This window comes from Dysgonomonas sp. Marseille-Q5470 (assembly GCF_951230145.1).
In the GTDB taxonomy this organism is placed as follows: domain Bacteria; phylum Bacteroidota; class Bacteroidia; order Bacteroidales; family Dysgonomonadaceae; genus Dysgonomonas.
In genome coordinates, this window is the sequence record NZ_CATNVE010000002.1 from 459,381 (window position 1) to 474,792 (window position 15,412).

Genomic DNA, 15,412 nt, shown 5'->3' on the forward strand with positions numbered 1-15,412 from the left:
AAATACATTGTTTAATCGTCATCTATAAAAGCCATATAGCTTAACGTACATTAATTACGATTCTTCTGTAAGCGGTTAAAGTAGGAGTTCCATTGTCAGTTAACTCGAGTATAACATGTATCGTCTTGCCCGACGCATCGGAAGGTATGGCTACTTTGCAGGAGTATGCGTTAGTATTTTCTATATTCACTGAACCTTTGTATGTACTAGGCTCGCTATATACGAACCATTTATAATCTAATCGATCGCCATCGGGATCTGTCGATTCCGAGGCATCAAAAATCAGAGAATCTCCTGCTTTTGCATTTCTATAGATACATTTCAGTGAGTTATCTCCTTCTATCGTTGCTTTAGGGTGATGATTTACCTCAGAATAGTTGCTTGTCGTTGTCCACAGCATACGGGCTGCAAAATTATTCCAGATGTGTTCTTTCCATTTATTTATAGCTCCGATACCCTCTTTGCTGCTTCCATACATATAATAGGGATCGTATTGGGTTTCGTCTTTTCCACTTTTCTCAATGAAATCCATACCGCGTATCCCCATCTGCTTTTCTTTATAGAAACGTCCTCCCCAACCGCCATAGTCGATTTCTTCGGGTACATTCAATCCATTGGCGTACACATAAAAGAAAGAAGGAGAATCACCCTCAGGTGCCCAAATACGATTAGGATAATGACTTCCTAACGGTTTGCGGCTTTGAATGTTTTCCCTGATCCAATTGTCAGAAGGTCCCCAACCGTATACTTGCTTATTGCGGATGTATATAATATTTGGAAATTTTTTGGCTATCCATGCACCTGCATCATCTTGCCCCAGTATATCGTAAATCCGTATTTTATCGGCAAAGGCTTTGAACTCTTTTTTACTCCGTGTATGCTCCACTTTCCATAAAGCTTGTGCTATCGTGTTCATTCCACCCCAGGCGGCAAGCCATACGGGGCGATTGTCATCTCTTTTGTCAACGGCTTTGATAATGAGTTCTGACCCCGGCGAATCTTTCCCATCACCCACGCCGGCCATGTTGGAATATTCTTGTCCTCTTTTTATAATTGATAGAAGGTAATCTATCTCCGGATAGCCTTCCGCATGTATCTTTAAACGGGGTAAAACTTCACCGAAAGATTCGACAAGCTGCTTTATATAAGCGGTTTTATCCGGATCGTCTACCCATACCTGAGAACTGATCAGTCCTTCTATATTGATCATATTGGAGCATACCAACAAATGGATCAGGGATTGGACGTCATCCGGATCGGTACCCCCAAGGTCTGTAGTAACAATTAATCTATGCTTATCGCCAGGATGAATCTGGGCTAAACAATATTCGCCTAATAGAAACAATGCTAAAGAGAAAAAGATTATTCTATTCATGGTATTTGGAGAAAATAATTTTAAACTGTAAATTTAATTTCTAGCTTTGGGTTGCACAAATTGATTTTTGTTTAAAACATGTCATATCCCGAGAAATTAAATACGTTTAATCAAAATAGAGAGAACTTTACTCCTTATGGTTTAACGTGTGAATTATGGACTCCCAGTTTGATGCCAAAACCAGACAGGCATAATGAAATAGAACTAAATTACTTCCCCTCAGGGAATATAACATATCTATTTCAAGACCGTAAAGTAATTGTCCCCTCCAAAAGGTTGGTGCTGTTTTGGGGACTTATTCCTCATCAAATCATAGGTTACGAAGGAGATAAACCCTACTATGTTTGTACAATACCTCTGACACAGTTTTTATTATGGAAATTTCCGCCGTCTTTCATAGATGAGATATTTAAAGGGAAAGTCTTTATTGAGACAAGAAGCCATTTCTCTATTCATGATGAGTTTATGATAAAGAACTGGTTAAGTGACATAAAGGAAAGCAATGGTGTTGAACTTATTTCTTTAGAAATGCATGCACGTTTACTCAGAATGTCAAATAATGTTAGTTCGCATGAGAAGAAATCTTCAAATTTTATACCTGGGCTAAGTTTAATAGAGCGAATCGTTGTTTATATTTCTCAGAATTATTCTCAACCTCTTAATGTGTCGGAAATAGGAAAGGCTGTCGGACTGCATCCGGATTATGCTAATTCTATCTTTAAGAAGGCATTCGGTTGTACGTTGTATGAATATGTGATTCAAGAACGAATTGCCCATGCTCAAAGGAAACTTGTGTTGTCAGATCTAAGTATCACCGAAATTGCATTTGATTGTGGATTCAATTCGATTAGCCGCTTTAATGCAGCATTCTTAAAACTAACAGCATATAGACCGGTCGAATATAGGAAAAGGTACTCTAAGCTAAATATTTAATATAAATTATGCTCTAAGTCTTTTGCTTTATAAAACGGCTGGCTTAAGACTATCGTCTCTCTGTTATGTTGAGAGAAGAGATAAACTTAAGCCAGCTGCTTTTTTCTTTATAATATAATTAGTTTGTTAGAGTAGTTTTCCGCTTAAGAACATCGCTGCAATAGAGAAATAGATAATCAGTCCGGTAACATCTACCAGTGTTGCTACAAACGGAGCCGATGCAGTAGCGGGGTCTAATCCTATTTTTTTTAGCAGGAGGGGGATCATCGATCCGGAGAAAGTTCCCCACAAAACAATGAATATGAGCGAAACAGATACACTCAAAGCAACCCATACCCAATATTCACCATAGTCGTATAAGCCCAGTTCTTGCCATATAAATATTCGGGTAAAACCTATTACACCGAGGATAGAGCCCAAAAGCAGACCTGATAAAATCTCTTTTCTCATCACATACCACCAGTTCTTGAGCTTTAATTCGCCCAGAGCCAATGCACGGATAATAAGACTGGCAGCCTGCGAGCCCGAGTTACCCCCGCTTGAAATGATTAGTGGAACAAACAAGGCCAATACTACGGCTTTCTCTATCTCTTCGTCGAAGTGCCCCATTGCTGATGCTGTGAGCATCTCTCCTAAAAAGAGGACAACTAGCCATCCGGCACGTTTTCTGACCATTTCAGTCAGTGATGTTTTGGTATATGAGAGGTCGAGACCTTCTGTACCCCCAAACTTTTGGAAGTCTTCTGTGCTCTCTTCTTCTGCCACATCCATTACGTCGTCGATGGTAACAATGCCCAGCAGTGTGCCGTTGGTATCCGTTACGGGTAAAGCTACACGGTCGTGGTCGGAGAATATTTTTACGGCAACTTCCTGGTCGTCGTATGCGTTAAGCGAGATTAAACGATTGTCGCTAAGCTCGCCGATGGTCTGGTTAGCAGAAGCCAAAATTATTTCCTTGATGCGGATATCGGCGATAAGCTTCCAATTATCATCTACGATGTATATTACATTCAGTGTTTCGGAGTCTCGCCCGAACTTGCGGATATGGTTTATAGCCTGTTCTACTGTGTAGTATGGTCTTACTGCAACATATTCGGGTGTCATCAGACGTCCGATACTATCTTTTGGGAAGCCCAGTAGTTTGGTGGTGATTTCTCTTTCTTCGTCAGATAGTATCTGCATCAGACGCTGGCTCACTTCACCCGGTAGTTCTTCAAAGAAAGCCGTACGGTCGTCCGGATCAAGATCATTAAGAAGAGATGTTACTACATTGATGTTAACAGCCAATCCTTCGATTATATCTTCTTTTTCGTCGTGAGAAAGGCGTTTGAAAGTATCCTTTGCCAATTCTTGTGGCAACAGGCGGAATAAAATGATCTGATCAGACTTTGGTATGTCGGCAATGATTTCTGCTATCTGAACAGAATCGAGGTTGTTAAGTTCTTGTTTTACGATTTTCCAGCTTTTGTCTTCAATAAGCTGTTGGAGGCGGATTATTATTTCACTCATGATGCAATCTCCTTACTTTATCTCTGTAAGGAAATCACAATAAGACCCTTTACAGAGAGGTTAATACTTTAGTTTTGTTTCTGTAACTCGGATACGGGTCTTCGTCCATGATTCTTAATTTTTAGTGAATACTAGCCCAAATGAGTAGGGGGCGTTAAAACCGCTGCAAAAGTAATACTTTCTTCGAGAACCGCCAAAAAGAACTTTTCTTAAATGGATGCAATACGTAGTGATTAGGTTTTATTATACTTTATTATGTTTTTAGTATTCACCTATTTAGTTTTGTGTGAATAATCAATAGGTTAAAGAATATGATTAGCGGGTGTATAGCAAAAGACTATATTTCTTATATCTTCTTGCCCCCTCAAAGCAAAAAATTGTTATTTTTGTTATTCGCATTTTTGTTTAGATCAATATAAAACTAAAATAAAGAAGAAAGCATGGAAAACAGTGAATTGCTGGCACAGGTAACAGCTAAAGCAAAAACATGGTTGTCGGAAAAATACGATGCCGATACACGAAAAGAAGTTCAGGCATTGTTGGATCAAGAAGATAAAACGGAGCTTATAGAATCTTTTTACAAAGATCTTGAATTTGGAACAGGAGGTCTTCGCGGAATTATGGGTGTGGGTACCAACCGCGTGAATATATATACAATCGGAGGTGCAACACAAGGGCTGGCTAATTATCTATTGAAGGAGTTTTCTTCATTAAAAGAAATAAAAGTAGTGATCGGCCACGATTGTCGTAACAATAGCCGTTTGTATGCTGAAATTTCGGCAGATATTTTTGCTGCAAACGGAATCAAGGCATATCTGTTCGAAGACTTACGACCTACTCCCGAAATTTCGTATGCTATCCGCAAGCTAGGCTGTCAGAGTGGTATAATGATTACAGCTTCTCACAACCCGAAAGTATATAACGGCTATAAGGTATACTGGGAAGACGGTGCTCAGGTTATCCCTCCGCATGATAAGAGCATTATCGCTGAGGTGAACAGAGTGAAAGTGGATCAGATCAAATTTAAAGGCGGTGATAAAAAGCTGATCGAAATACTCGGCAAGGATATGGACAATGCCTATATACAGGACTTGAAAACATTGCTTCTTTCTCCCGATTCGATCAAGCGTCATGCAAATATCGGTATTGTTTATACGCCTCTGCATGGCACAGGATTTACAATTATCCCTAAAGCACTAAAAGAATGCGGGTTTACCAATATTATCAACGTACCTGAGCAGGATGTGTTGAGTGGCGATTTCCCTACAGTGATATCTCCAAACCCTGAAGATCCTGCCGCTATGGCATTGGCTGTGAAAAAAGCAGAAGAAACAAATGCCGAGTTGGTATTTGCTACCGACCCTGATGCTGACCGTTTTGGTGCAGGTATCCGTAACGATAAAGGAGAATTTATCTTGCTCAACGGTAACCAAACAATGCTTATCCTTATCTACTATATAATCACACGCCGTAAGGAATTGGGATTGCTCTCAAAGAAAGACTATACAGTGCGTACAATCGTTACCAGTGCATTGACTCAGGTTGTATCTGAGAAGAATGGCGTGGAGATGTTTGAGTGCTACACCGGCTTTAAATGGATAGCTGCTGTAATGCGTGAACTGGAAGGCAAGCGTAATTATATAGGTGGGGGCGAAGAAAGTTACGGATTCTTGGCCGAAGACTTTGTGCGTGATAAGGATTCTGTTTCTGCTGCCATCTTGTTTGGTGAAATCGCCGCATGGGCAAAAGACAACGGAAAAACATTGTACGAAATGCTTCAGGACATCTATGTGGAATATGGCTTCTCTAAAGAGAAAGGTATTTCGGTAACGAAAGAAGGTAGGAGCGGTGCTGAAGAAATAGAAGCGATGATGAAGAATTTCAGAGAAAATCCGATCAAAGAAATAGCCGGCTCGAAAGTGATATTGATCAAAGACTTTGTGACATTGAAGGCACAAGATTTTAGCATCAATGAAGAATATACTCTCGAGATGCCTACGACTTCGAACGTACTTCAATACTTTACACAGGATAAAACGAAAGTATCAATCCGTCCTTCGGGAACAGAACCGAAGATAAAGTTCTACATTGAAGTGCAGGACAAGCTGAAATCACGTGAAGAATACGATGCCGTGAATGCTGCTACTGAAAAGAAAATAGAACAAGTATGTAAAGATTTGGGTATATAAGAATTGCCCGAAGAATGAATATAAAGCACCTCTAAGTCTATAAATCAGACTTAGAGGTGCTTTTTCGTATATGCGTATGTAGGGACAGTGGCTTGTGGTTGCCCGGATATAAATGGGCAGGAACAAGCCATTGCTCCTACTTCCAAAACACAATTTATTATACTGGATAAAACGAACGATCTCGTATGAAAAATTTCAACATAGAATAGCAAGACCCCTGTTTTCCTTTCAAAATGACCCTTTATCATTTTTGTCCAATTTTATCTATTATAGTAATCAATCATAATTATTGTCTTGTAGTCTTTTATTATGGTGAGGCAACGAAGTATCCCGAATCTTTAAAGACTCGGGATGATAAAAAAGATGATAAAAAATTTATTCCTAGCACTTAATTTATAATAGATATGGCAAAGTACACAGAGCAATTGGTAGAAAGGATAATTTCTTTTATCGAAGAAGATACATATAGTATTTCGGAAATATGTAATGCATTGAATATAAATCGAAAAACATTCTATGAATGGCGGAAAACAAAACCTGAGTTTAACGAGGCTGTTGAAAGAGCGATGGAATGTCGAGATGACAAACTCTTAATGGTGGCACGCAATTCGCTGAAGAAGAAGCTGGAAGGCTACACCCTCACCGAAACCCGTACTGTGTATGTACCCGATAAGAGCAATCCTGAAAAGTTAGTGTTAAAATCCCGGACTGTCAGGCAAAAGGAATATGCTCCGGATACCCATGCTATAAAACTGGTATTGTTACAAAATGAAGCCAAAGAAGAGAAAGAAGCAGAGTATAAGCAAGAACCTGCTTTAACAATTGTGGTGCGCGATCCTACCACAGCAGAGAGTCTAAATCTTTTGCGTGAAAATCTTAGAAATAGTCATTCGGTAGAACAAAAGAAAAAGGAGGAAGCGGTTGTAGACGATCAGCCAATGAAACAGGCAGATAAACCCTTAGCAATAAAGGAAGCTGATACGGAGGTAGAGACTCAGCCAAAGAAAAATTCAAAAGACGTTACCATTCCCAAATTGGACACAGGGCCGTTGCCTCCCGGATACCGTTACAGAGGGTGACGACTGAAAAAGGAGGATATGTGTTACTTTTGTTACTTTTTATAGAAATAGTTGGAGGAATAAGACAAAGCGAGGTGAAAATATAGATTATCTCAATCGATAGAGTCGTCGAACTCCCGTTCCATATCCATCAACTCTTTTTTTATTTGTTCCAGTTTTTGGATAACCTGAATTTTGCGGGCTTCTTCATCTTTTTTCTGTCTTAAGGTCTGGCGTGCACCTTCGAGGGTAAGACCTTTTTCTCTTACTAAATGATAAACGATGGCAATGTTTTCGATGTCGGCTTTTGTGTACTGGCGTGTACCACCTTCCGTTTTCCTTGGTCTGATGATGTCAAACTCACCTTCCCAAAAACGGAGCAGCGATTCGTTCACTTTAAAGTGCGAAGCAACTTCTCTCAGGGAGTAGTACAGGCGGTTACTATTTTCGAAATCGATTTTCATAGCAGCATCAATCCATTACCTGTCCGTGGTTAGCGGCAATTTGTAACATCTTATCATACTCAGCAGGAGAGAGATCCATAAAGTAGTATTTGGCCGGATTGTCGGGCTGACCTTTTACATGTACCTCGTAGTGTAAGTGCGGGCCTGTCGATTTTCCGGTGTTGCCCACTTCTCCGATCAGCTCGCCACGGGTAACCTTTTGTCCCGGGCGTACTTTGTATTCGTTGAGGTGAGCATATAACGTTTCATAGCCATAACCATGACTGATCATAATACATTTACCATATCCCTGCTTCCAGCCTACCTCTATTATTGTACCATCGCCGGTAGCATACACGGGTGTTCCTATATTTGCGGCAAAGTCCATTCCTGCATGAAAGCGGGCTGTACCATAAATAGGGTCGATGCGTGTGCCGTATCCCGAGGCTACTTGTTTCAGGTATCTGTCGGGTACAGGTTGTATGCTTGGTATATGTTTCAGACGATCTTTTTGGCTTTTGGCAAGGCTGAGCACTTCATCAAACGAGTTAGACTGTATATAGATTTGCTTTTCGATGAAGTCCATCTTCTTTGTAGTTTGTATAATCAAATCGGGGCTTTTCAACTCCATCAGGTAATCGTACCTTCCGATACCTCCGACTCCCGAACTTCGGATAGAGGAGGGGATAGGGTCTGCATGGAATATTGCCCTGTAGAGATTGTCGTCTCGTTGCTGTATATCTCCGATCACGTTTATGACTTCGTCCATCCGCTTAGACAAGACTTCGTACTGCGCACGGATCAGTTCATCCTCTTTTTTCTGGGCTTTATCCCAAGGCGTATCGAAGAAATAGGTAACTGCTATCAGACCAACTATACCAACTACAATACCCGATATCAGGTGACGGAAAACCACAATTATCCTATCTTTGCGGCTAGGATAAATTCTGTCATATGTGAGTGTTTGCGGATTGTATCTATAATATACTTTTCGCTTCATTTTATGGTTCCTGTCATTTTTATTTTCGCGAGTTCGACAAAAGTAAAGTTTTTGCGCTATTTTTGCAAATTGATTATAATAAAGAAACAGAAATTAATGTGGCAACATGAAAATGTGAAAATTAGCAAACAGTTAGGAGTGTATCCGATGTCTGCTAATTTGCTAATTTACTAATTTTAAAAATATGATGACTTCTAAAGAAATTCGTGAATCGTTTAAATCCTTCTTTGCATCTAAAGAGCACAAAATTGTACCATCGGCACCGATGGTGATCAAGGGTGACCCTACACTGATGTTTACTAATGCGGGTATGAACCAGTTTAAAGATGTTATTCTGGGTAATGCGCCAATTAAGTATGCACGTGTAGCCGATTCTCAAAAATGCCTTCGAGTAAGTGGGAAGCATAACGATTTGGAAGAGGTAGGGCACGATACTTACCATCACACGATGTTCGAAATGCTTGGAAACTGGTCTTTTGGAGACTATTTCAAAAAAGAGGCGATCGAATGGGCGTGGGAATATCTGACAGAAGTTTTGGCATTAGATAAAAACCGTCTCTATGTTACTGTTTTCGAAGGCAGCCCTTCCGAAGGCTTGTCTCGTGACGATGAAGCAGCAGCCTATTGGGAAAAGTATTTACCTGTAGACCGGATTATCAATGGCAACAAGAAAGATAACTTTTGGGAGATGGGTGACACAGGTCCTTGTGGCCCCTGCTCCGAAATACATATAGATTTGCGTTCTGATGGAGAACGTGCAAAAGTTGACGGCCTGACTTTGGTGAATCAGAGTGACCCTCAGGTTGTAGAAATCTGGAACCTCGTGTTTATGCAATACAACCGTAAAGCCGACAAGTCGCTTGATCCACTTCCTGCTAAAGTGATCGACACAGGGATGGGATTCGAACGTTTGTGTATGGCTGTTCAAGGGAAGACATCGAACTATGATACAGATGTATTCCAGACTATAATAAAGGCTCTTGGGGCTTTGGCTAACACTACATACGGTGACGATACGAAGAAAGACATTGCGATGCGTGTGATAGCCGATCACGTGCGTACTATCGCATTTTCTATAACAGACGGACAGTTGCCATCGAATGCAAAAGCGGGATATGTGATTCGCCGTATTCTTCGCCGTGCCGTTCGTTATGGATATACGTTCCTTGATCAGCACAAGTCGTTTATGTATAAGCTGCTTCCTGCATTGATAGAAACAATGGGAGATGCTTATCCTGAGCTTATCCAACAGCAGACGCTGATTGAAAAAGTAATGAAGGAAGAAGAAGAGTCTTTCTTGCGTACATTAGAGACGGGTATAAAGCTACTCGACAAGCAAATCGCTGATACAAAAGCAAAAGGATTGACAGTCCTAAGCGGTATTGAAGCCTTTACCTTATATGATACATACGGATTTCCTCTCGACCTTACAGAGCTGATTCTGAAAGAGAATGGTATGTCTGTAGATGAAGCCGGCTTCAAGGCAGAGATGCAAAAACAAAAAGACCGTGCCCGCAATGCTGCAGCAGTAGAAACAGAAGACTGGGTAACATTGAAGGATGGTGATACAGAGTTTGTAGGTTATGACTTCACTGAATGTGAAACCGAAATATTACGTTACCGTAAGGTAAAACAAAAGAATAGCGAGTTCTATCAGATTGTACTGAGCCGCACTCCATTCTATGCAGAAATGGGAGGACAGGTAGGTGATAGTGGTTGGTTGGCAACTGATGACGAAACAATGGAAATATCGGATACTAAGCGAGAAAATAATCTGGCAGTACATTTGTCTAATAAGCTTCCTCAAGATCTGACAGCTACATTTATAGCCCGTATCAATCTGAAGAACCGTACTGCAACAGAGTGCAACCATACTGCAACGCACTTGTTGCACGAAGGACTGCGTGAAATACTGGGTAGTCACGTAGAACAAAAGGGGTCGTATGTATCTCCGTCTGTTCTTCGCTTCGACTTCTCTCATTTCCAAAAGTTGACAGACAAGGAGATTCGTGAAGTAGAACGTTATGTGACATCTAAGATCAGAGAGAACATCATCCGTGAGGAAATGCGTCATGTACCTATTGCCGAAGCGAAAGAAATGGGTGCAATGGCTCTATTTGGCGAAAAGTATGGTGAAGATGTGCGTGTAATACGCTTTGGCGATTCAGTAGAACTTTGTGGAGGTACTCATATATCTTCTACAGGACGTATCGGTTCGTTCCGTATTATCAACGAGAGCTCGATTGCTGCCGGTATCCGCCGTATAGAAGCAATTACGGCTGAGGCTTGCGAAGACTACTTTTATGCTCAACAAGATATATTGACAGAGGTGAAATCCCTGTTTAACAATACTCCAAATCTGACTCAGGCTCTTCGTAAATTCTTTGAGGAAAATGCCGAAATGAAAAAGACCGTTGAAGAGTATGTTAAGGAAAAGACCGTTCAGATTAAAGATGCTCTGATAAAGAAAAAGCAGGTTATAAATGGTATTGACTTCTATGTATTGAATGGCCCATTTCCGGGTGAAGTTGTAAAGGATATCGCTTTCCAGATAAAAGGTCAATTCGCAGAAAATACAGCTTTTGTAGGAGCTACCGAATACGAAGGAAAACCATTACTTACTGTGATGCTAAGCGACGACCTAGTAAAGGATCACGGATTGAATGCATCCCAACTGGTGCGTGATGCCGCTAAGCATATTCAAGGTGGAGGTGGAGGTCAACCTCACTTTGCTACAGCCGGTGGTAAAAATACCGAAGGTTTGACAAAGGCTTTGAACGAAATAATGGAAAAGATAAAATAAGGAGATATCCTTTATTCTAATATAGAAAGAGCCGAAAGTTAAATTTTGGCTCTTTTTGTTTCTATTTATCTAAAATCTTATATCTTCGTGGAAATCCTAATACCATAAATGAATATGAGAAAAGCAATGTTAATTGTATCTGCTGCACTTTTCCTTGTGCTGGTACTGGTTTACATATGTACACGTTAAGTTTGTATAGTTGAAAGCTTATTTTTTATCTCTTGGTAACCATTCTTTGGGACTTGACTATATCTGTATTCATATATAGATAGTATATATACTTTTGTGTATAATGAAAAAGATTAGATCCGGATATTGATAATTGAAGACTTGCACAAAAGCGATGATAGGATATAAAACAATAAAATGCTTATTTTTGTGTTTTATATATGATTAATCAGCTGTTGGTTTATACGTGTCACAAAATAATCTAGTACGTACACTATACATAGGATTTGGTGTATTGTTTATCCTCCTTATCACATCGTCATGTTCTAATAAGAAGAACACCGCCTTGACACGTTTTTACCATTCGGTGAATACACGTTATAATATACACTACAATGCTGATATAGCTTACAAAGAAGCGCTCGAAGCAAAAGAGAAGGGGAGGGAAGACAATCTTTCGCAATTGGTCTATATTTTCCCGAAAAGTACGGACTCACTTGGTGCATCATCGGGGAATTTTACAACCACGATAGACAAAACAACTAAAGCAATCAAGCTGCATTCGATAACTGCAAAGCCCAAGCGTGATCCCGATAGGCGAAACGATGCCGAATATCAGGCGTGGCTTCGTCAAAAAGAATATACTCCGTTTATGGATCAGGTATGGTTGTTGCTGGCGAAAGCTGAATTTCAGGACGGGAACTATTTGCAGGCTGTCAGTACGTTCCTGTATATAACCAAGATATACAGTACCAATCCCGAGATTGTAGCTGAGTGTCAGTTGTGGATAGCACGTGCATATACTGAAATGGGATGGATGTATGAAGCCGGAGATATCTTACATAAAATAGAGATAGCAGGAGGAGCCCCCGAAAAGCATAAAGGTTTTTATGCATTGGTGAAAGCCAATTATCTGGTTTGTAATAATGAGTATGATGCTGCCATACCTCAATTGGAGATAGCCATAAAGAGCGAAAAGAATAAGCATCAAAAGACCCGCATGAAATATCTTTTGGGGCAGCTTTATGCTCAGCTGGGAGACAAAGCCAAAGCAGATAAGGCTTTTGCGTCTATTAAGGGTATGAGTACACCTTATAAGTATACATTCAATGCACAACTCAGACAAATAGAGCTGGATGGCTCTCCGGCAAAGACAAAGGCATTATCCATACTGTCGGGCATGTCTAAGAAATCACGTAACAAAGAATATCTCGATCAGATATATACTACTCTGGGAGATATATATCTTGAGAAATCAGATACCTTGAAGGCTGTTGAAAGCTATAAAAAGGGAGCGAAAGAGAGTACCCGTAATGGATACGATAAGGCAATGGCTCAGATAAAACTCGGAGACCTATATTTTCTTAAGCGCAAATTTGTCTTGGCTCAACCTTGTTACTCAGAAGCTTTGCCTCAATTGAATAAATCTCATCACGATTATCCAAAAGTAGCTTTAAGGTCGAGTGTACTAGATGAACTGGTTGTACATGTTAAAGTAGTAGAAGAACAAGATAGTTTGCAATATATAGCTCAACTTCCTGAAGAGGAACGTCTTCACATTATTAAAGATAAGATAGAGCAGCTGAAAAAAGAAGAAGCAAAGAGACAAAAAGAAGAGGATACCCAAAGGCGGATCGAAGAACGGCAGGAGCGCATATCGTCGTGGGATGATATAAATGAACAACTGTTTGACCAATCTAACAAGACGCCAGTAGCCCCCCCTGTTATTACACAGCAAGGTGCAGCTACATTCTATTTCTATAACGAACAAGCAGTAAATCAGGGTAAGATAGCATTTCAACAACAATGGGGAAATCGTAAGCTGGAAGATGATTGGCGCAGACGTAATAAGCGATCTCCAGGGATTTTTGATGAGGTAGATGCCGCGCAAGAAACCGATTCTCTGAATACAGAAGTGCATCGGATAAAGGAGCTTCAAGCTCAGAATGAAGAACTCAACAAACCAAAGAATTCCGTTGATGACGTATACTCCGTTGAGTATTATTTGCAACAATTACCTCTGACTCCCGAAGCTATTACAGAATCAAATGTCCTTATCGAGGATGCCTTGTATAAGATGGGGCTGATATATAAAGATAAGTTGCAAGATATGGATTTGGCTATCGATGCCTTTAATACAAATATACACCGCTTCCCTAATACGCCTAACCTGGAAGAAATTTACTATCAACTGTTCCTTATTTATATGCGTTTGGGAGATAATAATATGATGGCTACATACCGATCTAAACTGATGAATGAGTTTGCATCGGGTAAGTACGCCGGGCCTGTTTCTCAACCCGACTATGAATGGAATTTCCGAAACATGGCTAGCTTGCAGGATTCGCTCTACAACGAAGCCTATAAAGCATATCAACACGCAGATGTGGAAACTGTAAGGCGCAATTATACAGCAATGAATACCAAGTATCCGTTTACTGACCTGATGCCTAATTTTACTTTACTGAATGCATTGACTTATGCTCAAGAACGTGATGCGGGCAATCTGGAAGCGAACTTGACGGATTTAGTGAAGAAATATCCGAAGTCTGATATTACTCCTTTGGCAGGCGAAATACTTGAACGCCTGAAAAGCGGGAAAATATTACTCTCGGATGGTTCTCCCGTTACCGGATTTGACTGGAGTAAGGCTTATCAGGGTGCTGATTCTTTACTTGCTTCTAAAGGGAAAACGTTGCAATACTTCGACACGTTGGATGTGCCTTATGTGTTGATGCTGATGTTTAAACCAAAGACGATAGACCGAAACGAATTACTCTATCAGGTGGCCGACTATAACTTTACCAATTATGTTATTCAGACATTCGACCTGAGCTTCGATACAGATCCTCCGTATGAGGTATTGCAGATGAAAGGATTTAATTCTTTTGCTGCGATAAGGTCATATCTATCGAAAGCATATAGCAAAGAAGGGTTGATACAGCATCTCGATACGGCAATTCTTGTAGTGCCGATATCAACGGATAATTATATTAATGTGCTTCCTCGTCTTGGCTTAGAGCAATATATGGCATACTTTAGAGAGCATTATGCAGAACAATACCCTCAGTTGATAGCTTCATGGAGTGGTGAGAAGCATATAGAATCTGCTCAGCCTGTAGAAATTGCAGAAGCTGTTGAGGCTAAAGAGGAGAGTAAGGCTAAAGAACTTGAAGAACTAGCAAAAGAACCAGTTATTATACCTCAAAGACCTGTCGTGTCTGAAAAGCCTGTACAAAAACAACCTGAAACGAAAGTAAATGATAAACAGATAACAGGGGATGACTTGTTGTCGAAAGATCAATTACAAAAAGCCGGAGAAATAAATAACGTTATAGATGATATATCTAATGTTGTCAGCAATCCTGTTGATGGTATTAAGAGTTTGTTTGACCGATACAAGAATAGGGAAAAACTGACAAAAGAAGAAAAGCAAGAACTCAAGGAAGATGAGAAATTGCGTAAAGAACACGAAAAACAACAAAAAGCAATAGAAAGAATTCGCTTAGATTCTATCAACAAAGTAGAGAAAGCCCGAACAGACTCGATAGCGAATGTAGAAAAAGCACTCGAGGATTCTATTAAGACTGCGAATAAGCAGGTTGAGGAACAAAAACGACTGGAAGAGAAGCAAAAAGAAGATGCAGCCAAAGTTGCTGTGAAGGCTCGTGAAGATGCCCGTAAACAGAAAGAGGCAGACCGTAAGCAAAAGGAACGTGAACAGAAAGAACGCTTGCGTCAGCGCGAAAAAGAACGTAAGGAAAAAGAGAAGGCTAAAGAACAGGAACGCAAACAAAAAGAGCGTGAAGCGGAAGAAAGAAGAAAGCAGCGTTTGAAAGAAAAAAGATGAAAAATGAGCTTTTGGCGTCAAAAACTAAAAAAGGTGTGCTCTGATAGTTGAAATAACAAAAAAAAATCATTAATTTGCCTTATG

Annotated in this window: 9 protein-coding genes; 5 read left to right on the forward strand and 4 right to left on the reverse strand. The window is 40.2% G+C overall.

The window, feature by feature from the left end:
* Nucleotides 1-40 precede the first annotated feature (40 nt).
* Nucleotides 41-1,375, reverse strand: coding sequence for a nucleoside hydrolase-like domain-containing protein (locus QOX35_RS05240; RefSeq protein ID WP_283686060.1), 1,335 nt, complete (start codon nucleotides 1,373-1,375; stop codon nucleotides 41-43).
* 78 nt (nucleotides 1,376-1,453) lie between these two features.
* Here QOX35_RS05240 and QOX35_RS05245 point away from each other — a divergent pair, with 78 nt between their 5' ends.
* On the forward strand, nucleotides 1,454-2,308 hold the full coding sequence (locus tag QOX35_RS05245; RefSeq protein WP_283686061.1) for a helix-turn-helix domain-containing protein: 855 nt from the start codon (nucleotides 1,454-1,456) through the stop codon (nucleotides 2,306-2,308).
* Between the two features lie 126 nt (nucleotides 2,309-2,434).
* Here the strand turns inward: QOX35_RS05245 and mgtE are convergent, their stop codons facing one another.
* Nucleotides 2,435-3,817 (reverse strand): magnesium transporter, encoded by a 1,383-nt coding sequence (gene mgtE, locus QOX35_RS05250; protein ID WP_283686062.1) that lies wholly within the window; start codon nucleotides 3,815-3,817, stop codon nucleotides 2,435-2,437.
* A gap of 440 nt (nucleotides 3,818-4,257) precedes the next feature.
* Between mgtE and QOX35_RS05255 the strand changes: the two genes are divergently transcribed.
* Together QOX35_RS05255 and QOX35_RS05260 are read left to right on the forward strand one after the other, a co-directional pair.
* The gene (locus tag QOX35_RS05255; protein ID WP_283686063.1) at nucleotides 4,258-6,006 is read left to right on the forward strand and encodes a phospho-sugar mutase; all 1,749 of its coding nucleotides are present in this window, start codon (nucleotides 4,258-4,260) and stop codon (nucleotides 6,004-6,006) included.
* 404 nt (nucleotides 6,007-6,410) lie between these two features.
* Complete coding sequence (locus tag QOX35_RS05260) at nucleotides 6,411-7,085, forward strand: bacteriophage terminase small subunit (RefSeq protein ID WP_283686064.1); 675 nt, start codon at nucleotides 6,411-6,413, stop codon at nucleotides 7,083-7,085.
* A gap of 92 nt (nucleotides 7,086-7,177) precedes the next feature.
* Here QOX35_RS05260 and QOX35_RS05265 read toward each other — a convergent pair whose 3' ends face one another.
* A complete protein-coding gene (locus QOX35_RS05265; protein WP_283686065.1) occupies nucleotides 7,178-7,528 on the reverse strand; it encodes a MerR family transcriptional regulator in 351 nt (116 codons plus the stop codon).
* A gap of 7 nt (nucleotides 7,529-7,535) precedes the next feature.
* A complete protein-coding gene (locus tag QOX35_RS05270; RefSeq protein WP_252636758.1) occupies nucleotides 7,536-8,507 on the reverse strand; it encodes a M23 family metallopeptidase in 972 nt (323 codons plus the stop codon).
* A 184-nt stretch (nucleotides 8,508-8,691) separates the two neighbouring features.
* Here QOX35_RS05270 and alaS point away from each other — a divergent pair, with 184 nt between their 5' ends.
* Entirely contained in the window at nucleotides 8,692-11,310 is a 2,619-nt protein-coding gene (gene alaS / locus QOX35_RS05275) for an alanine--tRNA ligase (RefSeq protein WP_283686066.1), read from the forward strand.
* 415 nt (nucleotides 11,311-11,725) lie between these two features.
* Complete coding sequence (gene porW, locus QOX35_RS05280) at nucleotides 11,726-15,328, forward strand: type IX secretion system periplasmic lipoprotein PorW/SprE (protein WP_283686067.1); 3,603 nt, start codon at nucleotides 11,726-11,728, stop codon at nucleotides 15,326-15,328.
* Nucleotides 15,329-15,412 lie beyond the last annotated feature (84 nt).

Coding starts and splice junctions, on each gene's coding strand:
- QOX35_RS05240 (WP_283686060.1), bottom strand. CDS start 1,375: ATGAATAGAATAATCTTTTTCTCTTTAGCATTGTTTCTATTAGGCGAA.
- QOX35_RS05245 (WP_283686061.1), top strand. CDS start 1,454: ATGTCATATCCCGAGAAATTAAATACGTTTAATCAAAATAGAGAGAAC.
- mgtE (WP_283686062.1), bottom strand. CDS start 3,817: ATGAGTGAAATAATAATCCGCCTCCAACAGCTTATTGAAGACAAAAGC.
- QOX35_RS05255 (WP_283686063.1), top strand. CDS start 4,258: ATGGAAAACAGTGAATTGCTGGCACAGGTAACAGCTAAAGCAAAAACA.
- QOX35_RS05260 (WP_283686064.1), top strand. CDS start 6,411: ATGGCAAAGTACACAGAGCAATTGGTAGAAAGGATAATTTCTTTTATC.
- QOX35_RS05265 (WP_283686065.1), bottom strand. CDS start 7,528: ATGAAAATCGATTTCGAAAATAGTAACCGCCTGTACTACTCCCTGAGA.
- QOX35_RS05270 (WP_252636758.1), bottom strand. CDS start 8,507: ATGAAGCGAAAAGTATATTATAGATACAATCCGCAAACACTCACATAT.
- alaS (WP_283686066.1), top strand. CDS start 8,692: ATGATGACTTCTAAAGAAATTCGTGAATCGTTTAAATCCTTCTTTGCA.